This window comes from Paenibacillus massiliensis subsp. panacisoli DSM 21345 (genome assembly GCF_000426545.1).
GTDB classification, from domain to species: domain Bacteria; phylum Bacillota; class Bacilli; order Paenibacillales; family Paenibacillaceae; genus Paenibacillus; species Paenibacillus panacisoli.
In genome coordinates this window covers 226,116-252,520 of record NZ_AUFO01000001.1, presented here as the reverse complement: position 1 = coordinate 252,520, position 26,405 = coordinate 226,116, and the positions used below count along the sequence as shown (strand labels likewise).

Genomic DNA, 26,405 nt, shown 5'->3' with positions numbered 1-26,405 from the left:
CTATAAGGAGTAGAAAATTTCGAGGAATACAATGTCTTCCTTGCCAGTTATGCGGCTCTCTTGTCTGTATTCATGTTGGAATATGGATGATGAAAAAGCTATAATGTTGTTCATATGCACAATTCATATGTTGACCGTGGCTACTATTAGATGAACCAGTGGAGGGGGGCCATTCCTTGTTCCAGCTTTCGGAGAATCAGGCACAGGATATTGTCGATAAGATGATGAAGGATATTCCTTACAACATTAACATTATGAATGCAAAAGGGATTATCGTGGGTAGCGGGACTCGGGAGCGGGTGGGCACCATCCATCAGGGTGCCGTTAAGGCTCTGTCCACCGGACACATGGTTGAGGTGTGGGAGGATGGGACCAACGAGAAGCAAGGAACCAACGAGCCGATTTTCATAGGAAATGTCTGTGTCGGAGTCATCGGAATTACGGGCAATCCTGATGAGGTGCGCCCTTTTTGCAGTATTGTTAGAACGACGGTCTCCCTGCTCATTGAACAGCGCACCATGCTGGAGCATCGTGCGGAGGAGGCAAATCGCAAGAAGGCCTTTGTGGAACTGCTGCTCTCCCATCATGGAGCCTATTCCCAGAAGCTGAGAAAAGAAGCCATAGCCTATCAGCTGGATCTCGTCATAAAGACAACGGTCCTGTATGTGAAAAGTTCCTCACTAGCTAGCGAGGACTCTATACTGCTACGATTCAAGACTGCCTTTCAGGTGGAAAAGGATACATGGCTCCTGCTAGTGCAGCAGTCTGAGGATGTGAATAAGCATATTCGAAGACTGCTCCTTGATCATCCAAGCACTCGGATCTCCAGGGGACGGCACGAAGCCAGTATTGCGAGTAGCTATGCTCAGGCTAAGGCTGCCATGTCCATCCTGTTCGCGCTATGGCCTTCGCAGCAGGTAACGACCTACGATGAAGTGGAGTTCCTCATCCAGTGGAGTCAGGCAAGGCTTGATGGCCCTGCCCATACCACTCACAAGCTGGAGGATACACCGGAGCTGCTGGACACACTTCGAAACTTCATTCATCACAATGGAAGCATGTCTCTGACCGCCGAATCCCTGAACATACATCGCAATACTTTACAATACCGACTGAAGCGAATTCATACCATCACCGGGCGAGATCCACGCGATCTACTACAGCTCACCGAGTTGATCTATGAGCTACTGCGGATGCATCAATAAGTAATGTAGCGATTGGAGGTCAAGCCAATGAGTCCACATGTCATCGTTAAATGATCTTCAATCCAGAGTTGAAGCAGTCAGTGAATCCTTTTCTAGCATAAGCTATCGCCGAATTGCAACACACGCGCAATATTTTCGGCTGTACGCTCTACATTTTCGGGACCCTCGGCCAGCAAATGCTCTAAAGCAGAAGCTCCAGGGACAATCCCAAAGATCGCATCAATGCCCTCATTATACAACGTCTCGATTCCGGCACCAACATAACCCGCCAGAGCAATGACCCTCTTGCCTTTAGCTTTGGCGGCTCTCGCTACGCCGTAGGGTGTCTTCCCGAATTTGGTCTGGAAGTCAATTCCGCCCTCGCCTGTGAATACGACATCAGCCGTAGCTATTTTATCACTAAGCCCCGTATATTCGATGACAATATCAATCCCTTTTTGTAATACCGCCTGCGTAAAAATCAACAGACCTGCACCAAGACCGCCTGCAGCACCCGCACCTGGTATATCCAATACATTCTTGCCCAGCTGGCGATTCACGACCTCTGCATAGTGAGCGAGATTGGCATCAAGCTGCTGCACCATGTCTGGTGTAGCGCCTTTCTGTGGACCAAATACAACCGAGGCCCCTGTAGGACCACAGAGCGGATTGGTCACATCACAAGCCACGATCAGCTGTACCTCCTGCAATCGTGGGTCCAGTCCAGAGAGGTCAATAGAAGACAGACGACCGAGACTTCCTCCACCCCATGGTAGCTCTTCCCCTGCAGCATCCAGAAAGCGGGCCCCTAGCGCTGCAGCCATCCCTGTGCCACCATCATTTGTCGCACTTCCACCAATCCCAATAATGATCTTGTGAACGCCACGATCCAAACATTCGCGTATCAGCTCGCCTGTACCGTAAGTGGTCGTAATTAGCGGATTACGAGCTGACTTTTCCACCAGATGGATACCACTGGCTGACGCCATCTCGACAGCAGCTGTCGTTCCATCTCCCATAATGCCATAGGAAGCCATTACCTTCTGTCCCAGCGGACCCGTCACCTCCGCATTCAGCAGCTGTCCATCTGAGGCATCTACCAAAGATTGTACCGTTCCCTCACCGCCATCTGCCATCGGCACATGAATATAATTGGCTTCCGGATACACTTTCCGTAGTCCCTTCTCCATGGCTACGCATACTTCCTTGGCGGTCATGCTCTCTTTAAAGGAATCAGGCGCCAGTACAAAATTCTTGTATTGCATTCTCTCTCACCCCATCATTAATGTAGACACATATCTATCGACAATCTCTGTATCTGTATAGCTTCACTCAATCATCATGTCATAGTTTTAGCACAGCTTACGCGGCTTAACGTAGTTGATTTAGCTTATTTAGCCAGTAACTTATTTAGCTTATAGCTGACTTAGCTTGGTTAGCTTGGTTAGCTCACTTGGCTACGTGGCTCACATCGCTTCACTACAGTAAGAAGCCGTATACTACGGTAGCGACAATCGTCATCGTTCCGCCCACAATCGCCTCATAAGGAACTACACCCATACGTTGCTTGATCGACATCTTCATGCTATCCGCAGTTACGTGAAAATAATTGCCCTGTGGCAGGGAATCAATAACTGTAGCACCTGTGTGCACCATTACGGATGCAGCTAGCGGTGGTGTCCCCATATTCAGGACAGCCTGTCCGAAGGAACCCGTAGCTAGAATTACACCAGTTGAAGTAGAAGCTGTGGCAGCCGCCATCAGAATACCCGAGATCGGCGCAAGGAATGTCCCGGCGATACCTGATCCCTCAATCAGAGCTACGACCTGCGTGGAGAGATCCGAAGCAGCGATGAGCCCAGCAATCCCGCCAGCACCGATCAGAATCAGTACGGTTGCCGTCATTTTATTGAGACCAGACGCACTATATTCCAGCATCTTGTTGCCCTTACCCATGGCCAGCAGCCCGATGATTCCCGCGATTGGCAGAATATACAGAGCATCGACCTTCATATTAGATAACAGCTCAATGCCAGACAGCGAGCCAATAGGATTAATCATTAGTAGCACGATAGCAACCAGCGGTGCCACAATCGCTCGCCCCAATGGTGGATAATCATTATTCTCGTTCTCGCTATATTGTGCTTCATCCCCCGACACCATGGTTCCCTTCTTCTTCAGCAACGAAGCCACAATGACTGTAACTGCGAGACCGAAGACTGCCGGCAGAAGCCCTGCGAGCATCACATGACTCAAGTCAAGCTCGAACCCACGAGCAGCAGCAATCGTATTGGGATTAGGTGAAATGATGTTGCCTGCCTTCCCTCCACCCGAGAGCGCTACCAGTAATGCCAGCTTCGAGATCCCCATTTTATTGCCGACAGACAAGGCAATGGGCGCCACAATCAGTACAGCGACAGGGATGAATACGCCTACAGCTGTAATTAGCATTGTAGCCAGCGCCAGTGCCAAAATGGCCTTGCTCCCGCCAAATTTCTTCACAATCGCCTGTGCAATCGTCTCAGCCGCACCGGATTCCATCATGACTCCAGCCAGCACGCCAGCCGCCAGAACCCGCAGTACGGTTCCGATTACACTTTGTGTACCGCTTACAAGAACACCTACGGTCTCCTCCAAATTTGCGCCACCGATTAATGCGCCTGTAATCGCTCCCAAAAATAGAGCATATACGGGGTTGAGCTTCTTCAGTATGAGAATGATTGCAAGCGCCAACCCTGCCAATGCACCATACCATCCAATCATTAATCCTTCCATTCCTTGCAGCCTCCTAGCTTGCTCTTGTTGAACACGCTTTCAGTATAAGAGTTTGCGCCACAAAAAAATATTGATGAAAAGACGAAATTGATTGTGCATTTGCACAACCAATTCTCATCCAGGTACATTAGAAGCTCTCTAATGAATCTATGCAAAATATTGATGAACACTACGGATCGTAAGATCAACCAGGCTGCGAACATACCCCTCGTCGAGCGGATCACCAGTAACCAGCAGACGATAAAAAATCGGGCCGTATACCAGATCAATAGTGACTCCCACATCAAGGTGCTCTGGCAGTTCTCCGCGCTCTATTCCTCTCTGTAGCAGCTGTCCTGCCTCTTGGCGACGGGGCTGGATATAACGCGAACGTAGCTCCGTTGCCAGGGCTGTGTCGAATTGTCCTCCCCCGATCAGCTCCGTAATAATCTGCCCTTCACGACTTGTCATAAACCGGACCAGATTGGATACATGCAGTAGTATATCCTCGGTGACCTTGCCTGTATCGGGAATCGGTAATCGGGCCGAAGCTGCATGCATAAAGCCATCCATCACCACCGCTGCTTTATTCGGCCACCATTTATAGATCGTTGCTTTACTCACCTGCGCCTGCTCCGCAATCTTCTCAATCGTTACTGCACCGAAGCCATGCTCCAGCAATAATTCGTATGACGTATTGAGAATTGCATGCTGCGTCTCCAGATTGCGCGGTCTTCCTCTTTTGCCGCTCATACTGTACATCCTCCTTCAATTCTTCGCCAGTCGCTGATCCAATAACGGACTCGATTTCGTGGTTAGCTCAACTTGCTCGGTGATAAGTAGATCTACTTGCTCGGTGATATTGGAATGCAGTTGTTCTCATTCGACTGTAGTCTCCCGCGGGGGGCGTAGTGGCTTCGATCCTAAAAATCATATGTGTAGTATATCAAAAAATCAGCCTATTTACAAAACGGAACGTTCAGTATATTATTTACTCATACAAATTAGTGAACTGACCGTTCATTAAATCAAGGAGGTTATTCTCATGATTAAAAAACGTCCCCCCCAAGAAGCAACGCTCACTAACGGCCTGATCTTCCTGCTGGCAGCCGCATGTGGGCTCATCGTCGCCAATCTCTATTATTCCCAGACACTTGTTGGTCCGATCAGTGCAGCAACAGGCTTAAGTGCCGAGACTGCCGGATTCATCGTAACTATTACCCAGATCGGATATGTCATAGGACTTCTGTTCATCGTGCCACTCAGTGATCTATTCGAGAATCGCCGTCTTGTCATCATCGCCCTAATCGCTGCTGTATTTGCTCTGATCGGTGCAGCTCTGGCTCCGAACGCAGAGTTGTTCCTCGCCTTCTCGCTGCTGCTCGGCTTAGGCAGTGTTGTGGCTCAGATATTAGTACCTTTCGCTACCTATCTGGCATCTGAAGAACAACGAGGACGTGTCGTTGGCAATGTAATGAGTGGGTTACTGCTCGGGATTATGTTCGCACGGCCTGTCGCCAGCTTCGTAGCGGATGTCTGGGGCTGGCAGTCCGTATTCTGGATCTCGGCCGTAGCCATTGCCGTGCTCGCTATCCTCTTGTCCCGTGCCCTGCCTACCCGCAAGCCGTCACCATCCCTGAGCTATAAGGGGCTGATCGCATCACTCTGGACCTTACTGAAGACACAGCCAGCCCTGCGTCGTCGTGCAGCCTATCAGGCCTCTCTATTCGGGGCATTCAGTCTGTTCTGGACAGCAGTTCCCCTGTATCTGACGGACCACTTCCGCCTGTCGCAGCAGGGGATCGCATGGTTCGCACTAGCTGGAGTAGCGGGAGCGATCGCTGCCCCTATAGCCGGAAGGCTCGCAGACAAAGGATGGACCCAGCCATTGACCGGATTGGCATTCATCATCGCCATTCTGTCATTCCTTGTCGCCTACCTGAATCAAGGAAGCTCCACGTTTGCCCTTGCACTGCTTGTCGTTGCTGCTATTACGCTGGACATGGCCGTGTCCGGTAACCTCGTGCTCGGACAGCGTACCATCTATTCTCTAGGCAATGAGACCAGAGGCCGACTGAATGGGCTGTTCATGGCCATCTTTTTCTTGGGCGGAGCTGCTGGTTCTTTTCTTGGAGGATGGTCTTACGCACATGGCGGCTGGGGACCTACAGCCCTTATAGGCGTGGCAATGCCATTCATCGCACTGCTCTACTATCTCACGGAGCTGACTCCCAAGCTCGTTCGAGGGATCAAAGGTAGCTAATTGCTGGAGCCATACTTCAACGAAAAATAAGCCTGCACAAGTAGTGCAGGCTTCCTTTTTACTACCTATAGTTATCTTACATAATACGTTATCATTACATACTAAAGCTATAATTACATACCAAGGCTATAATTACAGACTACATACTGAAATCATATTCAGTCAAGGTGCTACCTAGACGACAATCCTCCCGCACGTTCGTAGCTATTGCCACATAGACAGGCTTAATAGATTATTCGCCGCTCGCGGTCCTCAATACCACTCTTACGGTAGAAATACGTATTAATTTGGTCCCTCCATTCCTTGGCATGCTCCGCTTGCTCCTCCAGCCTAGCCTCCACCTGCTCAAAATAAGTCTGCTTCATGCGTCCCTGTAGCTCCCGCCAAGTGGACAGCAGTGCTGCTGCTCTGTCCGCACCTGCGAAATGAGTATCATAGATATGCTGAATGACGGTTGTGCCTGACTTCAAGCGGTGTTCATAGGGAACATGGTGGAAAAATAACAGCAGCTCATCTGGACATTGCTCCAGTGACTCGTAACGCTCAGCATTCGTCCCCATATACTGTGAGCTATAGCCGCTACCAGAATGGACTGTGCGGTCAACTCCAATCCCTTTGCTATCTGCGTAGTGATATGTGCCCCACTTCGAGTATTCATATCCGTCCACGTTGGGACCATAATGATGATCCGGATTCACCATCCAGCCTACTCCGAGCGGGGAGGTATACGACTCGTAGATCGGCCACGAATCCATCAGCATCTGCGTGATGGCACTGACTACGAGTTCATCCAGGCCAAAGACTAGCTTCACCCATTCCTCCGCAATGGCCTCTGCACTCAAGTCAGGATTCCAGGCAAGCCGTCCATAGCCATACAGATTCGCCTGTGCCAGCAAATGCCCGGTCCAGTTCCAGTCTGCGCCTACGTTGGTCACGGCTGCTATCCCATTTCGTGCCCGCTCCCACAACGACCCATCCACCACATGCTTCACTGGAGCATATTTGCCTTGTGCACACGTATCGAATTCCAGAATCTCCTTCCACTGCGGTACCAGATAGCAGACATGTCGCTGCTGCCCGGTATATTCCTGGGTAATCTGAAACTCCAATATTTGATGAGTATGCTCCATGCCACCGAGCAGCGGCGACACAGGCTCCCGCACCTGAAAATCCAGCGGTCCATTCTTAATCTGCAGCACGACATTATCGTGGAACTGACCGTCCAGCGGCTTAAAATGATCATACGCCGCCCGGGCTCGATCTGTTGAGCGATCCCGCCAATCCTGTTTGCAATTGTATACAAAGCAGCGCCAGATAACGATACCGCCGTATGGCTGGAGCGCCTCTGCCAGCATATTCGCCCCATCCGCGTGATTGCGTCCATAAGTGAACGGACCAGGGCGATTCTCTGAGTCTGCCTTGACCACAACACCGCCAAAGTCCGGGATGAATGCATAGATTTCTGCAGCCTTTTCCGTCCACCACCGTCGGACTGCATCATTCAAGGGATCTGCCGTCTCAGGGCCACCCAACTCCAGCGGACTGGCAAAGTTAATGCTCAGATATAGCTGAATACCATAGATTCGGAACACCTCCGCAAGCTTCGCAACATCTGGAAGATAACGCGGAGTGATCAGCTGTGTCTCCTGCTGATGGACATTCACATTATTGATACAAATCGCATTGATGCCGATAGAGGACATTAATCTGGCATAATCGCGTAATCGTTCCTGATTGGCCGTGAACTGATGCTGCTCGTACAGAAAGGACGGACCTGCATAGCCCCGCTCAATACTGCCATCCATGTTGTCCCAATGATCGAGCATTCTCAGACCGTTGACCGGGACAACCGCCTCATCAAGCGTATTCAATGGTCGTCCTGTTCCCATATGACGTAATAAATGATACACACCATACAGCACCCCGACAGGCCCAGCAGCTCCAATGGCAATGCAGCGCTCAGCATGACATGTACGGATGACAAAGCCTTCTGCTCCAGTAGATTCACGATCGGTTGAGGTAAATAACTCCGCCGGGTAACTGGAATCTTTCCCAAACATTCCGCCGAAAGTTCCCAGCGCAATATGCGGCTGATCCGTTGTAGCGGTGCTTATCTCGGTATGAACATCCAGCATGGATGTAATACCCCGCTGCAGCTCTATAGCCGCGGCCTCTATGGTCGCATGCGGCTCGCTGACATAGATTGCACCACACCAGGGGCGATATTGAGCCGCAGTAGCGATAGGCAGCGACGATTCGTAGCTTAACCAAGCATCATAGCCATGTGCCTTCATGTGCTCTAATGGCTCGGAAACAGGGTTAGTCATCATATGTACCCTCCTCAGGATTACCAGATTGATAGCGTAATAACGTTGCTCAGACGTTCGATAAGAGCATGGTTCATGGCTCGGCATATCAGGGTCAGGATTTCACATTTTTCGAAACGCTTTCACAAATCCAGTCACAAAGAAGCTCCTTGTATAGAGCCTCCTTGTATGTTGATTATTACTGTTATTCATTTCTATTTTTCATTTCCGTTGTCTAATTCTGTTATCCATTTCGCAAACATTCAGATATGCTAATCCTATCACTACCCCTGCGGTAGAACCATGGCCAAATCGAACGACTATTTAGCCAAATCAAGCCTGTTACATGATTAGGAAATGAGCCCTCCTTTTTCTTCCATAGCATATTTCGACTCATGCCACTTCTCCTTATAACGGATTTTTTACAAAAAATTTCAAAAAACCTCTTTTCGAAACTATAATTCTATGATACTATCAGTTTCAGATTCGAAGGGTTTACAAATAATTACTTTTATGTATCAACGAACCTTAACCCCTTCTTCATCCCAGCTCCGCACCCATCCGATCCTTGAAGGGAGGAGTGCCCGGCTTACTTGCCACGACTCTTACTCCTGTATTCAGATTCACAACTCTTCTGCACCTTAGTTATTCCTCTTCATGCGTTACTTCACTTTTCTTCCCGTACCTGCTAAAGCTGCTTCGTTTTAGAGTGACCGTCTAGCATTACTGATGCTAGATCGGCAGATTAGAGACAACTAATTTTCTTTTGGGAGAGTGTATAAACCATGCAAATGAAAAAAACGACTGCACTTATAGCAGGAGGTACGCTGCTGTTCAGCGCCCTTGCATCAGGTGCGGGTGCTGCGCCTTCAGGCGACAGCCCATTTGAGTTAACGCCAGCCTTTGTAGCCGAGGTTGCCAATGCCCCGAAATCCGCTTCTAATGAGGAGAAAGTGTGGAACTATCTTCAGAACTCCTCCAAATCACTCGGCTTGAACAGCACAGATGTACAGAAGCAGCTGAAAATCATTAATCATGAGAAGGATAGCAACGGATTGAATCATTATCGTCTGCAGCAATACATTGATGGCATCCCGGTCTATGGCGCAGTACAGACTGTACATTTGGATAAAAATGAGCAGGTTACTTCCCTTCTCGGCGCCACGATCACCAAATCCAATCAAAATATCCCTGGCGGGACAAGCCCCAAAATCAGCGCAACAGATGCCGTGTATATTGCAGAAGCTGAAGCTTCAGAGCGTATATCCAAGGAGCTTAAGCTGATTGATAAGGAACAGGCAAGCGAAGATACGGTCGCCAAGGAAGTCGTGTCGGATGAAGCTGTATCGAAGGAAGCCATCACGAAGGATGCTGTAACAAATGATGCGGTAACGAATGACGTCTACGCCGAAGCGAGTGAAAATGATGGGAAAATTTCACTTTCAGACCCTGACGTCGCCGAACATGCTGTGAAGCCTACTGCAAAGCTGTACATTTATCCTGAAAAGGATTCTGCACGACTTGTATATATGACAGAGGTCAACCTGCTTGAGCCTGTTCTACTTCGCACACGCTACTTCATTGATGCCCTGGACGGAAGTATTGTGTACCAGTACGATATCTTGAGCATGGCCACAGGTACAGGAAAGGGTGTACTAGGTGATACCAAGTCGTTCACAACCACACAGTCCGGCAGTACTTATCAATTGCGAGACAATACCCGTGGTAACGGAATCCTGACCTATACAGCTAATAAAAGAACCATATTTCCTGGTACATTGCTAACCGATTCAGATAACGTCTGGACGGATGGAGCTGCTGTCGATGCTCATGCCTACGCTGCCAAGGTATACGATTACTACCTCACTAAATTCAACCGCAACAGTCTGGATGGAAGAGGATTCCAGCTCCGCTCCACAGTCCATTACGGCAACGCCTATAATAACGCGGGCTGGAATGGCGTTGGGATGGTGTATGGCGATGGTGATGGTGTCATGTTCCGTCCGTTATCCGGAGATCCTGACGTTGTCGGACACGAGCTGACTCACGGCGTGACCGAATTCACGGCGAACCTAGAGTATGTCAATGAATCTGGCGCACTTAACGAAGCCTTCTCCGATATTATTGGCAACGACATTCAGCGCACGAACTGGTTGATTGGCGACGAAATCTATACGCCTAATATTCCTGGAGATGCCCTGAGATCCATGTCTAACCCAACGCTCTATAATCAGCCTGATCATTATAGAAATCGCTATACAGGCACATCAGATTACGGTGGAGTTCATATCAACAGCGGCATTATCAATAAAGCCTATTACTTGACAGCAGCGGGTGGAACGTTCAGCGGAGTCACCGTACCTGGAATCGGTCGTGACGATGCTGTGAGAATCTACTACAACGCCCTTGTCTACTATCTGACTCCAACCTCGAACTTCTCAGCAGCACGGACTGCACTTGTGCAATCGGCCCGTGACCTGTACGGTGCGAATTCAGCTCAAGCCAGATCGGTTGCTCTCGCATTCGATGCTGTCGGGGTTAACTAAAGCATGAACTGAACTGATCTTGAACTGATCTTGAACTGATCTTGAACTGATCTTGAACTGATCTTGAACTGATCTTGAACTGATCTTGAACTTATCACGAACTTATTAACGAATCATGAATTATGCAATAACCAAGCATTTGTCAAAAAGTGTATAAAAACAGCCTGTAACCTATGGGTTCCGGCTAGGAATCTACAGGCTTACAGGCTGTCTTCTATTTCACTTTCTCTATTGTAGGCGGCATTGCAGTTTCTCTACTGTAAACAGGATAGCAGATGCATTTATCCCTTGTGTTCTATTTACAGAGATGCGTATTGTTCATAATATTTTCGTAATGAGGAATTGCGTTCATCATTTGGACTGAAACTGTGGCAAATGCTGTTGATGCGCCTCCAGCATTTCATCCAATAATGCCTTGGCTAAGTCCCCGCTTTGCACCAGTGGATTGAGCGTAAATGCCTGCAATGCGGTACCATAATCCCCAGTAACAGCCGCTTCAATCGTAAGCTCCTCCATAGCCTTCATCACCTGAAGCAAGCCCCGCTGCGCCGGAGGGAAGGAACCAAAATGAACAGGTTCGGCACCATGAGCCGTAATCATGCTGGTGATTTCGATAGCACTTTCCTTAGGCAGATCCGGGATCGCACCGTTATTGCGTGTGCTGACGACCATAAGCGTTCCTTTATTGTTATAAATAGAGTTAATGATCTCACAGGCAGCATCACTGTAATAAGCTCCACCCCGTTGCTCCAATTCCTTAGGCTTGTAATCCAGATTCGGATCCTTGTAGAGCTCGAACAGACTTTCCTCCAGACGCTTGACGACTTGGCCGCGTGTGCCTTCTTTTTGCGCCTCCTCCAGCTCTTCCTTCAGCATCGCATCTGTCATGTAGTAGTACCGATGGTATGGACAAGGCAGCATTTTCAATTGAACAAGCTGCTCGTGCAGGAAACGCATGTTTCTAATATTCTCCACCATCTTCTCAGGCTCGGCATCAGGACCATACATCTTGTCGATCGCTTCTCCTGTAAGCTCCTGTCCAGCTTGATCATAGATCTTGTGCCAGTGCAGGTGATTAATGCCCGCGAATTTGAAGAACAGCTCTTCCTCCGCTTTGCCCAGCACGGCCGCTTCGGTCTTCGTAGCCATGATCGGGACGTTGCATAAGCCGATGACCCGTTCCCACTGTCCATAACGGAGCACTGCCTCGGTAACCATCCCTGCCGGATTGGTGAAGTTGATCAGCCAGGCGTTCGGACACAGCTCCTTCATATCCTCCACAATTTGTAGAATCACAGGAATCGTACGGAAGGCCTTGAACATCCCCCCTGCTCCATTCGTCTCCTGCCCAATTTGCCCATGCTTCAGTGGAATCATCTCATCCTTAATACGAGCGTCCATCTGACCTACACGGAATTGCGTGGTGACAAAATCTGCATTCTGCAGTGCTTCACGACGATTCAACGTCAAATGAACCTCGCAATCAATCCCTGCTGCCTTGACCATGCGTTGTGCCATCGCCCCTACAATTTCCAGCTTTTCCTTACCCTCTTCAATATCAACAAGCCATAATTCCCGAATAGGAAGTTCTTGATAGCGCTTAATAAAACCTTCAATAAGCTCCGGAGTGTAGCTGGAGCCGCCGCCAATGGTTACGATCTTTATTCCGTTTTTCATAGGTCACCCTCCTGAAATGGTATTGAATCTCTCTACACTCCCAATGTAATGTATGTAATGCATTACAGGTCAAGCACTAAATTCAACTTCATGAAATAACGGTATGATCTGCTTTGTAGCCGCTTCCCGAACTGTGTTATGCTTGATGCTGAGGTGAACACAGATGCCAAACATTCAACAAATCGCCCGCATGGCAGGTGTATCAACAGCAACCGTCTCACGGGTCTTGAATAACTACCCCTATGTAAGTGAGACCACACGTCAAAAGGTACTCATGATCATGGAGCAGCTGGACTATGTCCCCAACGGAAATGCGATTACGCTGAAAAAAGGAGCCACCCATCTTATCGGGATCATTTCCGTCACCTTCAGTCCGCTGCTTATTAGCTTCCTTGATGCGTTTAATCTGGCGGCGGAGAAATACGGATTTAACATTACGCTATTCATTACTAATGGAGACGCAGGCAAAGAGCATGTGGCCCTAGAGATGCTAAAGCGCAAGCAATTGGATGCGCTCGTATTTGTGCTGCGGACAAATGAATGGGAGGTCATTGAATCCTATACGAAATACGGGCCTATTGTGACCTGGCAGCGGCTTGAGAATGAGCGTATTCCATCCGTATTTATGGATCAGTATGACGCCTACGCGACAGGACTGGAGCATCTGTACGCCAAGGGATATCGCAATATTCTCAATGTCTATCCGATGTCTACAGGTCTGAATACGCTGGAGCGTAGACGTGCTTACGCTGATTTTGCACATCGACGTCAGATCACAGCAGATGATTTCCCTCTCTTTCAGGACAAGACCTCCACTCGAGACGGTGAAGAGCTCGCCTCATGGTGGATAGCACAGACGCATCGGCCCGATGCTATATTCTGCGCAACGGATGAGGTGGCCGCGGGCTGCATAACCGCTCTGCACCGGATGAGAATATCCGCTCCAGGAGAAGTGGGAATTATGGGCTTCAACAATACGGAGGTGGCGCATCTGCTTGATCTGACTACCATTCATTATCCCGTTCAGCAGCAGGCAGAGAATGCATTCGTCATCATACACAACATGCTGAATGACAGACAGGAAGCTGTGGCTCCCCTGGAGTATCGCCTGATTGAACGGCATTCAACATAAAAGACATAATACCGATGATATAAACTTTGTGGCCTACCGGAAATGAAGATAGCATGCAGCATTCTCGTTAATCATGAGCTTGGCATACCGACACGATGGAGTAACCAGCGTCTCCGTATATTCAGGCATGCATTCAGTTGTTCATTGGACATGGTCACATTATTCATCTCCTCAGATGCTTGTAGAATCAGAATCTCTTCTTGCCTGCATCGTAACAAAGTTCCCTTGGAAAATTCTATTAAATTTCTCGCGAAATAGAAGCTACCCGTGATATGACGTTTCTTGCCTCCATTAAAGTCGCTCGTCCTCAGGGTGCCTCCTCCCGTTTAAAAATGCTGAAATCGCCAATCCTATCCAGTAAGTACATACAATAATTTGGAGGGATACAAGTGACTTTTCCAGAACCGCTGTGGCGAGATTCCATCGATTTACCAGCGTTCAAGGCATTAGAAGAAGATGTGCAGGTGGATGCTGTGATTGTAGGCGGCGGAATGGCAGGTATCACAACGGCTTACCTGCTAGCCAAGGAAGGCGTCAAGGTCGCATTGCTGGAAGCCGACACGCTGCTAAACGGCACAACAGGGCACACTACGGCCAAGATCACTGCACAGCATGATCTGATTTACGATGAGCTGATCCAACATTTCGGAGCTACCAAGGCCAGACATTACTACGAGGCTAATATGGCAGCCAAGCAATTTATCGAGCACACGATTCGGGAGCAGCAGATTAATTGCGAGCTCCTTACGCAAGATGCATATTTGTATGCGACGACTGAGCAATCTGCACATAAGCTAGAGACGGAGTACAAGGCTTATGATCAACTGGGTATTACAGGCGAATTGGTCGACAGTATCCCCTTTGACCTCAAGATATACAAAGCGCTTAAGATGGACAACCAGGCACAGTTCCATCCTCTGAAATATTTGAAGCACCTGGTACAACAGTTCGTAGAGGCTGGCGGTCTTATTTTCGAGCACACCACGGCAGTCAATGTAAAAGAAGATGGTGAACAGATCGCCGTCCTTACCCGTAATGGACCGAATGTAACGGGAAGTCATGTTATTGCTTGCTCCCACTTCCCCTTCTACGAGGGAACTGGGCTGTATTCGGCAAGAATGCATGCCGATCGCTCGTATGTCCTTGCATGCAAGACCAAGAAGCCCTATCCGGGCGGGATGTACCTGAGTATCGATCAGCCAAGCCGGTCACTTCGGTCAGTACAGCATGGCAATGATACGCTGGTGCTCATCGGAGGCGACAGCCATAAAGCCGGGCAAGGAGAGGATACGGAGACACACTACCAGGCACTGGAGAGCTTCACTCAGGAGGTGCTGGGACTGGAGAGCATCGTATTTCGCTGGTCAACTCAGGATCTGGTGACGCTGGACAAGCTGCCCTATGTTGGTCCGATTACCTCCTCCCAGCCGCGGGTCCTGATCGCAACCGGTTTCCGTAAATGGGGAATGACGAATAGTACAGCAGCTGCTCAGCTTCTCAAGGATCTAGTCTTGGGTAAAGACAACCCTTATACCGATCTGTATACGCCGTTGCGCTTCACCCCCGATCCGAGTCTCAAGACTTTGGTCAAGGAAAATGCGAATGTCGTCAAGCATCTGATCAAAGGGAAGCTGGAGACGTCGGAGATTATGCCGCAGGATCTGGCAAAAGATCAAGGGGCCGTCATTACGCTGCATGGGGAACGAAAAGGAGCCTACCGTGATCAGGAAGGACAGCTTCACATTGTCGATACGACCTGTACGCATGTTGGCTGTGAGGTGAACTGGAATGCCGGAGACCGGACATGGGATTGTCCTTGTCATGGATCGAGGTTCTCCTATACGGGGGATGTTATCGAAGGCCCGGCAGAGAAACCATTGCAGCGAACGCATTATGATATGCTGGACAATCTAACTAGCCCGGAATCAGGTTATTAGGACCTTGAACATATTAAGTGATTAATGTGAGTGCCGTGCCTCCATCACCGGTCTGCTGCTGATGCTGATTTGACCAATTCATTAGCCACATGACGGATGTATTCAGCCGTTATGTGGCTATAATTTAATATCTCAGAGTTTTCAAGTGCAAAAGTTGAGTTACTAAATTGGATAGTTATGTCTCAAAAATTCATTCACTTCGTTTAACGTTGGAAGTGATGAAATGGCGCCAACCTTTGTGCAGACTATCGCAGCTACTTTATTTGCAAATTGAACATGATCCTTTAAAATTTCAAACGTTAATTCCTCTTCATGATTTACCATGCTAATTTGATAGAGTAGTGCTCCAACAAAAGCATCCCCAGCACCCGTTGAGTCAATTGATCGAACGGGATAGCTTGGAACCTGAACTGCGTTCACTTCGTCGGAAATATATGTACCTGCCTTACCGAGCGTTACAGCAACACGCTTTGCACCCCATCGATGCAAGGAATCCACTGCAGCTTCTCTCTCCGTTAAGCCTGTAATTATTTGAAGCTCCTCCTCGCTCACCTTAACCAAGTCAGACATGGCGATTCCTCGCTTTGAAAACACAATAAATTCCTCGATACGTTCAAGCCACAAATCCACCCGATAATTAGGGTCAAAGGAGACAAAGCAATCATGTTTACTAGCCTCCTCCATGGCATCAAAATAAGTCTGCCTGAATGGCTCATCCATCATGGCAGTCGCCGATCCGAAGTGAATAATCGCTGCTTGACACAGTTTATTCCAATCCATGTCCTCTAAACTAATATTAGCGTCAGCACCGCGATGGAATACAAAATCGCGCTCACCATTCTTGTCTAAAGAGACAAAAGCTATCGTAGTTGGAGCTGACTGGTCAAATCTAAGCATGCTCGTGTCGACATGATATCGATCCAGTGTCTGCTTTAAGAAGTGTCCGAAAGGATCATCCCCCACCTTCCCTGCAAACAAAGAATGCCCGCCTAAACGAGCTATAGCTGCACTGACATTTGCAGGTGCTCCTCCCGCCTGCTTCTTGAAATTGTCACCGTCTATCAGACTTGTTCCAATATCCATACAGAAAAAATCGATGAGTACTTCTCCTAAACAAATGACCTTACCTTTTTCTTTAATCACTGGATTCACCTCTCCAAAGAACTTTAACCGCACAGTAATTTCAATATGTCAACCGGTTGTCATAACATTAAAAAACCACCTAAGTGGTTTCTCTTTCCAAGAGTGTAACAGGAAGATAACGTTCCTCGGCTTCATGATCCGCTTCCCCATCTATTTTCTCCAGCAATATCCGGATAGATTCCTGCGCAATTTCTTCTATGGGCTGGCGTATGGTAGATAACTCAGGTAGAAATGCCTGTACATTTTCCGAGCCATCGTATCCGATGACCTTGATATCTTCTGGGACACGTATTCCTTGTCGTTTAGCATACTGCAAAAAAGTGGCTGCGATTAAATCATCACTGGCAAATACGCCATCCAATCCTGGATTCTCCTGAACTATTTGATCAAATAAGTCGATGTAAGCTTTTTGATTAAATGACTTGTGATTTTCGTATACTTTTGCAGCCATACCATGTTCCCTCATGACGTCCTCGTAGGCTTGCCGTCTCAGGTTCGCTGGCGTCTCCAACTCAATTGGCCCGTTAATGTGAATGATGTTGGTGCACCCACGACGAAGCAGCAGTTCTGTCGCGAGCTTTCCACCTGCATAGTTATCGGACCCGACAACAGGAACTGAGGGTGACAGGTAACGGTCAACTGCAACGACCGCCAGCTTATTTTGACTGTAGTCGCTAATCCCTCTATTGTGAGAGCTCACTATGACTCCATCTACCTGATTACGCATTAACATTTCGATATATCGTCTCTCGTTATCCTCACTTCCAAGGCTATTACACAGAAGCACTTTATAGCCCTTTGCTGAACAAATGCTCTCGATGTGAAAAGCCAATTCACTAAAAAACGGATTATTAATTGTCGGTACGATTAGTCCGATCAGATTCGTCTTTTTATTAAACAGCGATCTAGCAACATCGTTAGGAAAATAATTCAGTTCCCTCATTGCACCAAAAACGGCAGCTTTCGTTTCCTCGCTAATATAACCTCTATTGTTCATCACACGTGATACAGTTGTTTTTGAAACGCCTGCTCTTTCTGCGACATCTCCAATCTTCGGATTCAAATTCATTCACACCGTCCTATTGTCAAAATTCCTCAAGTATTCGTTACGCTAATCATAACCTATTCCTTTACCATTAAACCACAATTACCGCTTTTATGAAACCGGTTGACATATGTTATCCGGTTGACATATAATTGCTCTCGAATCAGGGTCTTCTTTATCAAAGGTGACTACAACTTGGAAGCGCAATCTTGGGAGGAGCTATGAACTTGAAAAACACAACCGTTATAGCGACACAAAAAAACAGTTGGATTCATTATGTATTCAGAAATTATATCCTTTACTTATTTTTGCTTCCCGCTTTGATCCTGACCATCATCTTCAAATATGTGCCCATGTATGGTTCCATCATCGCATTTAAGAACTTTAGTCCAATGAAAGGCATTTGGGGGAGTGATTGGGTAGGTTTTGAGCATTTTTCTCGTTTTCTGACGTCACCTAACTTTTACGACATATTTCTGAACACGTTTAAATTAAGCGCTTACGGGTTGATTCTAGGATTTCCTATTCCAATCGTGCTGGCTCTTATGCTGAATTTACTGAAAGGGCAAAAACTTAAAAAGAATGTCCAGTTGATCCTATATGCTCCCAACTTCATATCAGTTGTAGTTATTACGGGGATGCTATTCGTCTTTTTATCACCAACGGGACTTGTCAATTCTATGGTTACTCTATTTACCGATAAGCCCCTCTCTTTTATGTCAGATCCCGCATACTTCCGTACCATCTATATACTATCCGGGATATGGCAAAGTGCTGGGTGGTCGTCAATCATCTACGTGGCAGCGCTTTCCAATGTTGATCCGCAACTGCATGATGCAGCTACTGTGGATGGAGCCTCCCTGCTTAAGCGCATTTGGCATATCGACCTTCCTGCCCTGAAGCCAGTTATGGCGGTGCTATTTATATTATCTGCAGGCGGTATCATGTCCATTGGTTATGAGAAAGCTTTCCTGATGCAGACACCATTAAATTCCCCTACCTCAGAAATTATTGCTACCTACGTGTACAAGGTAGGGCTACAATCCGGTGATTATGCTTATTCCACAGCTATAGGTCTTTTCAACTCCGTAATTAACGTGATTCTGCTGGTGTTCGTTAATGCGGTTGTAAAGAAGCTGAATGAAGGCGAAGGCCTGTATTAGAAGGAGGACCCATGAATCTTCAATTATCGAAAAAAGACCGTGTACTGCTTGGGGTCAATTATGTCATCCTTGCTCTTTTCGTATTAATCATCCTTTTTCCACTGCTCTATGTCCTGCTCGCCTCTTTTCTCAACCCCAACGTGCTCATCACGAAGGGTCTGGCGATCAGCCCATCGGATTGGAGCCTGGTGGGCTACCAGAAGATATTAGGCAACGAAGCTATGATTAGAGGTTTCTTCAACTCCTTGCTCTACTCGGCTGCCTTTGCTGCTGCAACTGTGATCGTATCCGTGCTGGCAGCTTATCCATTGTCTATCGAAGGATTTGTCGGTAAAAGATTCTTTATGATCTTATTTCTAATTACGATGTTTTTCAGTGGCGGACTGATCCCTACCTTTCTAGTTGTAAAGGATTTGGGTATGCTGGATACCATTTGGTCTATCATTTTGCCTAGTGCTGTCAGCGTATTCAATATTATATTGGCCCGCACCTATTTTATGGGTCTTCCGAAAGAGCTATTCCAAGCAGCCCAGATCGATGGAGCATCAGAGCTCGGCATCTTTTTCAAAATCGTCCTTCCACTCTCCAAACCAATCGTGTTTGTACTCGCGCTATATGCTTTCGTTGGACAGTGGAATTCCTATTTTGATGCCATGATCTATTTGGAGAGTAACCGGCTATACCCTCTTCAGCTTGTTCTTCGGTCCATCCTCGTCCAAAACCAGGTGGACCCAGGTATGATTTCAGACGCGCTCGCCCAAGCAGAACTTAAAAAACTGTCAGAAATGATCAAGTATTCTTCCATTATTGTCTCAAGTTTGCCACTTATGATTATGTATCCTTTCTTCCAGAAATATTTCGAGAAGGGTGTTCTTGTAGGCTCTATCAAATAACCATAGGCAAGGAGAATTCATATGAAAATAAACTTTAAACCTGTTGCTCTCTTCGCTTTATCTGTAGCTGTCCTTACGGGGTGCGGAGGCAATGCAGGCTCGTCCGCTTCTCCAGAATACAATCTGCAGAACGTCACATTCCCCCTTCAAGAGAAAGTAACGCTGAATTTCATAACCCAAAGCTCGCCGCTCGCCCCCTCAGACCCGAATGAGAAGCTGATCTATCAAAGACTGGAGGAGCACACGGGGGTCCACATTAATTGGAAGAACTATACCTCTGATTCATTTACCGAGAAAAGAAACCTGGCTATCGCAAGTGGTGATTTGCCTGATGCCATTATGGACGCTGGATATACCGACTATGAATTATTGCAGCTTGGAAGCGATGGAACCATTGTCCCGGTGGAAGAGCTTATCGAACAGTATATGCCTAATTTGAAAAAGGTGCTGGAAGAAGCACCTGAATACAAAGCGATGATTACTGCACCTGATGGTCATATTTATGCCTTCCCCTGGATTGAGGAGCTTGGCTCTGGCAAGGAGAGCATCCATTCCGTTAACGGTATGGCCTGGATCAACATGGAGTGGCTAAATAAGCTGGGTCTAGACATGCCTTCGACAACCGAGGAACTGAAGAATGCACTGCTTGCCTTCAAGGAAAGTGATCCGAATGGTAACGGTGAGGCGGATGAGATTCCAATGTCCTTCATTATGAACAACGGTAACGAGGATATGAACTTTCTGTTTGGGTCCTTTGGATTCGGTGACAACGGGGATCATACAGTCGTGACCAATGACGGCCAAGTGCTGTTTACCGCAGACCAGGATGGATATAAGGAGGCGATCAAATATTTCCATGAATTGTATGCATTGAACTTAATTGATGAAGAGTCCTTTGAGCAGGACTACAATACTTACTTAGCCAAAGGACAGGATCATCGCTACGGCCTTTACTTTCAGTGGGACAAAGCTAACATCACAGGCAACAATGACAAATACGAGCTCCTTCCACCTCTGGCTGGACCGGACGGGAAGAGTAACGTAACACGAACGAACAATTTCGGATTCAGTCGTGGCAAGATGGTGATTACGAGCACGAATAAAAATCTGGAGTTAACTGCGAAGTGGATTGATCAGCTCTACGAGCCCATCCAATCTGTACAGAACAATTGGGGAACATACGGTGATGAAACGCAACAGAATATTTTCAAGCTCGACGAGAACAAGAACATGCTAACTCATCTCCCCCTTGAAGGAAGCGCACCTGTTGAGCTACGACAGAAAACGAATATTGGCGGTCCACTAGCCATCCTGGATGAATATTACGGAGTGTATACGACTAAGCCTGACGATGCTTCCTGGAGGCTTGACCTTATGAAGGAGAAGCTTGTTCCACATATGAAGGCTGATCACAATTATCCGCCGATCTTCTTCTCTCTTGAAGATCAAAAGCAGTTGTCCACGATCGAAACGGACTTATTTGCCTATGTGAACCGCAAACGGGCGGAATGGATTAAAAATGGCAATGTCGATGCGGAATGGAATGAATATTTGCAAGAGCTTAATAGACTTGGTCTGGATAGATGGCTGGCTATTAAACAAAAGGGATATGACAGTTATAAAAATTCTTAATTGATGGAGGTCACCTCATGAGTAGTATAGAAATAGCGAAATATAGACCAGCATGGCACTTTTCTCCGAAGGAAAACTGGATGAATGATCCTAATGGGCTTGTCTATTTTGAGGGAGAGTATCACTTATTTTACCAGTATCATCCGTACGGAACGACATGGGGTCCTATGCACTGGGGGCATGCGGTTAGTACCGATCTGATTCATTGGGAAGAGCTCGATATAGCCTTGCACCCAGATGACAACGGAACAATATTCTCCGGGAGCGCCGTCATTGACTGGGATAATACAACTGGATTCTTCCCAAATAAGCCAGGAATTGTAGCCATATTCACTAGCCATAAGGACGGAATCCATGGAGGTCCGGCTGTTCAAGCCCAAAGCCTGGCCTACAGCCATGATCAAGGGAGAAGCTGGACGAAGTATGATGGCAATCCAGTCTTGCGCAGTGAAGACAAAGTCGACTTCAGAGATCCTAAAGTATTCTGGCATCCACCTACTGAACAATGGATCATGGCTCTTGCTACCGGGCAGACTATAACCTTTTTTATCTCTTCTGATCTGAAGGAGTGGACACTGGCCAGTGAGTTTGGTGATGGAATTGGTATACATGATGGCGTGTGGGAATGTCCTGATCTTTTCCCGTTAACGATTGAGGGTACGAACACGACCAAGTGGGTGTTATTAGTTAGTGTCGGAGATAATCCTGAATTGGAGTCAGGCTCACTAACGCAATATTTTATCGGGTCCTTTGACGGAATCACGTTTAGGCCCGACGATGAAATTGTCCGTATCCTTGACCATGGACGTGATAACTATGCAGGTGTGAGCTTCTCAGACATACCTGAGCAAGATGGACGGCGCATATATCTGGGCTGGATGAGCAACTGGCGTTACGCCAATCAAGTGCCCACATCTGGCTGGAGAGGTGCAATGACCATACCACGTGTGCTTGGACTAAAACAAGTAAATGATGAAACCATTCTTGTGCAAAGGCCTGTTGAAGAAGCAGACAGCTTCTTCTCACAAATACATGTGACTAGTACCGATTTGGAGATCATGGATGGCACGCCAAAGGAATTTACTTGGGGGTTACATGCCCTGGATTTGAACGTAAAATTCGATATGGGCTCTGCCCACTTATTGAAACTCATTATAAAGCACGCTGATCAGCAGCAATCGGCCATCACTTACTCTGCAACGGATGGTACCTTTACATTAGATCGAAGAGGCTCTGGGCAAATAGCTTTCTCAGAGATGTTTGCCAAGCCTCAATCCGTTACGATCAATCCTAGAGATTCGCTTGAGCTTCGTTTAATGTTGGACACCGGCTCCATGGAGCTATTCATGAATGGCGGTGAGCATGCGTTAACCAGTTTACTGTTCCCCGAAGGCATATGTGAGAAAATAACCATTCAAGCAACAGGTGGTTCCGTCAACATAAGAAAATTAACTTTGTCGGCTCCAGAAAATAAGTCCATAATCTAAAGTAAAAGAAACGACTTTAGTTCTAACTTCCCTTAGACTAAAGTCGTTTCTTTGGCTTACTGTAGACATTCCACCATCAAAAAATTATCAAGTGTTGCTGCCATAATGCACGTTCCCTATAGCTATTTCATGGACTCGGACAGCTCTGTGAAAATAACGCCTAGTGCGTATGCGCCAGCATCTGGGTATCCCAGACTACGATCACCGACTGTTCCTGCCCGGCCCATGCGTGCCACGATATCTTCCGTTTTCTTCGCACCCTCGACGGCTGCTGCTGCACCTTTGGCAAATGCGGATTTGAAGTCATCGCCAGACTCTGCACTTTGTGTCCAGGCATCAGCACATGGAACGAGTGCATCAATCAATGTCTTGTCCCCTACAACGGCACCGCGACCGAAGGAGCGCTCTCCTGTCGACTGAATACCTTGAACCGCCGCCTGCATCATTTCGGCAAATTCAGCAACGCTCAATTGCTGTACATCCCCCACAGCCTTGCCTGCTGCACGGAAGGCCGAGCCCCAGATCGGGCCAGACGCACCGCCACAGTATTCCATGATCACAAGCGAACAGGCATCGAGGAACGAACCAATGTCTTTCTTCTCTTCATGAATGATGTGATTCCACTCGCGCTTCAATTGACGGAAGCCCTTGGCCACACTCATGCCGAAATCGCCATCACCCGCATGGGAGTCCAGCTCACAGAATGGCACTTCGTTCTTGATGATGATTTCACTCATTTTATCAATCAGGTAGACCATGTTATCCAGGGAGAATTGATTGTTGCTAATCACCGCAGACGAAGCAGGCGTCTCCACTTCATAAGAGACCGGAGCATCCTCCGTCTGAGCAGCCTCAAATGCATCGGAATATGCCACTTGTGCTGCAGGAGGACCGGATACTTTGAACGCAGGAGCTTCACTTTCCTTGAACAACAGAGCCTTCAGCTCCTCGTCCAGCTTCAGTAGGGTAACGGACGCCCCCGCCATATCTATACTTGTCATATAGTTGCCAACAAACGTCGTAGCCACCTGTAGACCTGCATGTCCTGCAAGCTCCCGTTGAACCGAATTGTTCAGCAGGTACAGCTCCTGAAGCGGTGTTGCACCAAAGCCATTCACAAGCACCGCTATCTCGGCAGAAGCATCCTTGTCCAGCTTCATGTCTGCTAACAATGCCGCGACCATCCGGCCTGCCAGCTCATCTGCGGTTACGATTTTCTCACGGCGGATACCTGGTTCACCATGGATGCCTACACCGAACTCCATTTCGTCCTCTGCAATGTCAAATGTCGGGGTGCCCTTGGCTGGAACCGTGCAGGATGTGAATCCAAAACCAATGCTACGCACATTCTGTGCTGCTTTCTCCGCCACTGCTTTTACCTCTGCCAGACTGCGTCCTTCTTCTGCTGCTGCTCCGGCGATTTTGTGAACGAGTACCGTACCAGCAACGCCGCGACGACCTACAGTATATAGGCTGTCTTGTACAGCAATGTCATCCTCAACCCGTACATATTGTACGTTGATGCCATCTTCCTCTGCCAGATGCGCCGCATTCTTAAAGTTCATCATATCTCCGCTATAGTTCTTGATGATCAAGAGTGTACCCTTGTCGCTGGCTGTGGCCTTGATCGCCTGATACACCTGGATTTGGGAAGGAGATGCGAACACATCCCCACACACCGCTGCATCCAGCATGCCTTTTCCGACGTAGCCCGCGTGAGCAGGTTCATGTCCACTACCACCGCCACTGATGAGACTGACTTTATCAGCCTGGATCTCTCTGCGCTTAATCACTTTATATTTCTTCAAAAATTCAAGCTCTGGGTGCGCAAGCGCAATCCCGTTGCACATCTCCATGACAACATTCTCAGCCTGATTGATTATTTTTTTCATTATTTCCCCTCCCGGCGAGCCTTGTACTCCCGTCCGATCCGGTCAGCTGTTGCAATAGCGCCAGCAACCTCAGGAACTGTGATCGGGAACGGCATCGAGTGAATGGATTCCTCCGGAATACAAGCAATCTCTGCCACCTTCAGCAGCTCTTCTTGGCTAATCGTATCTACTCCGATATCGGCCAGACTGACTGGCAGGCCAACTTCAAGACAGAAGTCGAGTACCTGATGCAGCTCCTCGGTTGGAGCATTTTCAAGGACGAGCTGTGCAATGGTTCCGAACGCTACCTTTTCCCCGTGGAAGAAATGATGTGTACCCTCCAGAATGGTCAACCCGTTATGGATCGCATGGGCTGCAGCCAGACCGCCACTTTCGAAGCCAAGACCAGACAACAGGATGTTGGTCTCCACAATATTCTCCAGCGCCTGCGTCACCATGTTGCTGTCACTGGCTAACTTGGCCTTCACGCCATCGCTCAGTAGCATTTCATAGCACAACTTCGCCAAGGCAAGTGCCGCATTTGTACCGAATGCTGACGGTGTGTAGCCTTCACGAGAGCCCATCGGCAGACTTGCATTCACGCGGGAATAAGATTTCGCTGTTGCTCTTGCTTCAAAATACGTTGAGAGTGCATCTCCCATACCAGATACCAGGAAGCGTGTGGGAGCGTTAGCGATCACCGTTGTATCCACGAGAACTACGCTCGGGCTTTGTTTGAAATAAGCATAGTCATCAAAGGCACCCTCTGGTGTATACAATACGGCGGAGTGGCTTGTCGGTGCGTCGGTTGCCGCAATTGTTGGGCAGATGATCAACGCCTCACCCTCTGCTACACATTTAGCCGCGTCAATCGCTTTACCACCACCGAGGCCAATGGTACAGGTGCAGCCTTTGTCCTTCGCAATCGCTTGCAGGCGCGCAACTTCCTCACGGGAGCATTCTCCTCTAAAACCGCTTTCAACAAAAGTAATATTGAACTTCTCTGCGGTTGCATCCAGCTTCGCCTTTACGCGCTGAACATCATCCGGATGTGCAATCAGCAACGCAGAATTCCCGAAGGATTGTACAAAGTAACCCAGGTTCAACAGCTCATCTTCGCCTTGCACATATTTGGTTGGACTGATAAATGCTTTTCTCATATAGATATACGCCTCCTGATCTGATATGAAATCAGAAATATGTTTTAATTTTAATCGCTTACAATAACCCTAATATAACGCAGGAGATGGACGTTTACAGTGGACTTTTATAACAAATAATTATAATTTTCAATCGTAAATTTTTGCTTTTTCACACAGTCGTGGTATGTTATTGTCATGAGATGGTTGAATATTGACCTCCCATACTACAT

Annotated in this window: 18 protein-coding genes; 9 read left to right on the top strand and 9 right to left on the bottom strand. The window is 47.8% G+C overall.

Translation table 11 applies throughout. From position 1 onward, the window contains the following. The first annotated feature begins 176 nt into the window (after positions 1-176). Entirely contained in the window at positions 177-1,205 is a 1,029-nt protein-coding gene (locus tag K331_RS0101070; RefSeq protein WP_028588842.1) for a CdaR family transcriptional regulator, read from the top strand. Positions 1,206-1,297: 92 nt separating this feature from the next. Here the strand turns inward: K331_RS0101070 and K331_RS0101065 are convergent, their stop codons facing one another. From K331_RS0101065 to K331_RS28630, 3 genes are all read right to left on the bottom strand, one after another. Then, positions 1,298-2,449: a glycerate kinase gene (locus K331_RS0101065; protein WP_028588841.1), complete on the bottom strand. Its 1,152-nt coding sequence runs from the start codon at positions 2,447-2,449 to the stop codon at positions 1,298-1,300. A 214-nt stretch (positions 2,450-2,663) separates the two neighbouring features. Beyond that, positions 2,664-3,959: a GntP family permease gene (locus K331_RS0101060; protein ID WP_018886863.1), complete on the bottom strand. Its 1,296-nt coding sequence runs from the start codon at positions 3,957-3,959 to the stop codon at positions 2,664-2,666. A gap of 147 nt (positions 3,960-4,106) precedes the next feature. Further along, entirely contained in the window at positions 4,107-4,691 is a 585-nt protein-coding gene (locus K331_RS28630) for a TetR/AcrR family transcriptional regulator (protein WP_036633857.1), read from the bottom strand. A 292-nt stretch (positions 4,692-4,983) separates the two neighbouring features. Between K331_RS28630 and K331_RS0101050 the strand changes: the two genes are divergently transcribed. Beyond that, complete coding sequence (locus tag K331_RS0101050; RefSeq protein WP_028588840.1) at positions 4,984-6,201, top strand: MFS transporter; 1,218 nt, start codon at positions 4,984-4,986, stop codon at positions 6,199-6,201. Between the two features lie 224 nt (positions 6,202-6,425). Here the strand turns inward: K331_RS0101050 and K331_RS0101045 are convergent, their stop codons facing one another. Next, positions 6,426-8,531 carry an alpha-glucuronidase family glycosyl hydrolase gene (locus K331_RS0101045; RefSeq protein ID WP_036633854.1) on the bottom strand — a complete coding sequence of 702 codons (2,106 nt, stop codon included), beginning with the start codon at positions 8,529-8,531 and terminating at the stop codon, positions 6,426-6,428. Between the two features lie 767 nt (positions 8,532-9,298). Here K331_RS0101045 and K331_RS0101040 point away from each other — a divergent pair. Next, positions 9,299-11,053, top strand: coding sequence for a M4 family metallopeptidase (locus K331_RS0101040; protein ID WP_028588838.1), 1,755 nt, complete (start codon positions 9,299-9,301; stop codon positions 11,051-11,053). A gap of 351 nt (positions 11,054-11,404) precedes the next feature. Here K331_RS0101040 and K331_RS0101035 read toward each other — a convergent pair whose 3' ends face one another. After that, a complete protein-coding gene (locus K331_RS0101035) occupies positions 11,405-12,730 on the bottom strand; it encodes a 6-phospho-beta-glucosidase (protein WP_028588837.1) in 1,326 nt (441 codons plus the stop codon). Positions 12,731-12,893: 163 nt separating this feature from the next. Here K331_RS0101035 and K331_RS0101030 point away from each other — a divergent pair, with 163 nt between their 5' ends. Together K331_RS0101030 and K331_RS0101025 are read left to right on the top strand one after the other, a co-directional pair. Then, on the top strand, positions 12,894-13,862 hold the full coding sequence (locus K331_RS0101030; protein ID WP_028588836.1) for a LacI family DNA-binding transcriptional regulator: 969 nt from the start codon (positions 12,894-12,896) through the stop codon (positions 13,860-13,862). A gap of 389 nt (positions 13,863-14,251) precedes the next feature. Next, a complete protein-coding gene (locus K331_RS0101025; protein WP_028588835.1) occupies positions 14,252-15,799 on the top strand; it encodes an FAD-dependent oxidoreductase in 1,548 nt (515 codons plus the stop codon). 162 nt (positions 15,800-15,961) lie between these two features. On the opposite strand, the gene K331_RS0101020 is transcribed toward K331_RS0101025, so the two are convergent. Beyond that, positions 15,962-16,939: a carbohydrate kinase family protein gene (locus K331_RS0101020; RefSeq protein ID WP_028588834.1), complete on the bottom strand. Its 978-nt coding sequence runs from the start codon at positions 16,937-16,939 to the stop codon at positions 15,962-15,964. A gap of 82 nt (positions 16,940-17,021) precedes the next feature. Further along, positions 17,022-18,005, bottom strand: coding sequence for a LacI family DNA-binding transcriptional regulator (locus K331_RS0101015; RefSeq protein WP_028588833.1), 984 nt, complete (start codon positions 18,003-18,005; stop codon positions 17,022-17,024). Positions 18,006-18,208: 203 nt separating this feature from the next. Between K331_RS0101015 and K331_RS0101010 the strand changes: the two genes are divergently transcribed. The 4 genes from K331_RS0101010 to K331_RS0100995 are packed head-to-tail and all read left to right on the top strand — an operon-like array spanning position 18,209 to position 23,162. Continuing rightward, the gene (locus tag K331_RS0101010; protein WP_028588832.1) at positions 18,209-19,150 is read left to right on the top strand and encodes an ABC transporter permease; all 942 of its coding nucleotides are present in this window, start codon (positions 18,209-18,211) and stop codon (positions 19,148-19,150) included. 11 nt (positions 19,151-19,161) lie between these two features. Further along, positions 19,162-20,043 carry a carbohydrate ABC transporter permease gene (locus tag K331_RS0101005; protein WP_028588831.1) on the top strand — a complete coding sequence of 294 codons (882 nt, stop codon included), beginning with the start codon at positions 19,162-19,164 and terminating at the stop codon, positions 20,041-20,043. A gap of 21 nt (positions 20,044-20,064) precedes the next feature. Beyond that, positions 20,065-21,675: an ABC transporter substrate-binding protein gene (locus K331_RS0101000; RefSeq protein ID WP_028588830.1), complete on the top strand. Its 1,611-nt coding sequence runs from the start codon at positions 20,065-20,067 to the stop codon at positions 21,673-21,675. 17 nt (positions 21,676-21,692) lie between these two features. Then, positions 21,693-23,162, top strand: coding sequence for a glycoside hydrolase family 32 protein (locus K331_RS0100995; RefSeq protein ID WP_028588829.1), 1,470 nt, complete (start codon positions 21,693-21,695; stop codon positions 23,160-23,162). Positions 23,163-23,284: 122 nt separating this feature from the next. Here K331_RS0100995 and dhaK read toward each other — a convergent pair whose 3' ends face one another. Beyond that, on the bottom strand, positions 23,285-25,054 hold the full coding sequence (gene dhaK / locus K331_RS31320) for a dihydroxyacetone kinase subunit DhaK (RefSeq protein ID WP_028588828.1): 1,770 nt from the start codon (positions 25,052-25,054) through the stop codon (positions 23,285-23,287). After that, a complete protein-coding gene (locus K331_RS0100985; protein WP_028588827.1) occupies positions 25,054-26,193 on the bottom strand; it encodes a glycerol dehydrogenase in 1,140 nt (379 codons plus the stop codon). The genes dhaK and K331_RS0100985 overlap by 1 nt, the downstream gene beginning before the upstream one ends. Between the last annotated feature and the right edge of the window lie 212 nt (positions 26,194-26,405).

Bases quoted from the DNA above. Each gene is read 5' to 3' on its own strand.
- K331_RS0101060 (WP_018886863.1), bottom strand. From the start codon at position 3,959: ATGGAAGGATTAATGATTGGATGGTATGGTGCATTGGCAGGGTTGGCG.
- K331_RS0101010 (WP_028588832.1), top strand. From the start codon at position 18,209: ATGAACTTGAAAAACACAACCGTTATAGCGACACAAAAAAACAGTTGG.
- K331_RS0101045 (WP_036633854.1), bottom strand. From the start codon at position 8,531: ATGATGACTAACCCTGTTTCCGAGCCATTAGAGCACATGAAGGCACAT.
- K331_RS28630 (WP_036633857.1), bottom strand. From the start codon at position 4,691: ATGAGCGGCAAAAGAGGAAGACCGCGCAATCTGGAGACGCAGCATGCA.
- K331_RS0101005 (WP_028588831.1), top strand. From the start codon at position 19,162: ATGAATCTTCAATTATCGAAAAAAGACCGTGTACTGCTTGGGGTCAAT.
- dhaK (WP_028588828.1), bottom strand. From the start codon at position 25,054: ATGAAAAAAATAATCAATCAGGCTGAGAATGTTGTCATGGAGATGTGC.
- K331_RS0101000 (WP_028588830.1), top strand. From the start codon at position 20,065: ATGAAAATAAACTTTAAACCTGTTGCTCTCTTCGCTTTATCTGTAGCT.
- K331_RS0100995 (WP_028588829.1), top strand. From the start codon at position 21,693: ATGAGTAGTATAGAAATAGCGAAATATAGACCAGCATGGCACTTTTCT.
- K331_RS0101030 (WP_028588836.1), top strand. From the start codon at position 12,894: ATGCCAAACATTCAACAAATCGCCCGCATGGCAGGTGTATCAACAGCA.
- K331_RS0100985 (WP_028588827.1), bottom strand. From the start codon at position 26,193: ATGAGAAAAGCATTTATCAGTCCAACCAAATATGTGCAAGGCGAAGAT.
- K331_RS0101065 (WP_028588841.1), bottom strand. From the start codon at position 2,449: ATGCAATACAAGAATTTTGTACTGGCGCCTGATTCCTTTAAAGAGAGC.
- K331_RS0101050 (WP_028588840.1), top strand. From the start codon at position 4,984: ATGATTAAAAAACGTCCCCCCCAAGAAGCAACGCTCACTAACGGCCTG.
- K331_RS0101040 (WP_028588838.1), top strand. From the start codon at position 9,299: ATGAAAAAAACGACTGCACTTATAGCAGGAGGTACGCTGCTGTTCAGC.
- K331_RS0101035 (WP_028588837.1), bottom strand. From the start codon at position 12,730: ATGAAAAACGGAATAAAGATCGTAACCATTGGCGGCGGCTCCAGCTAC.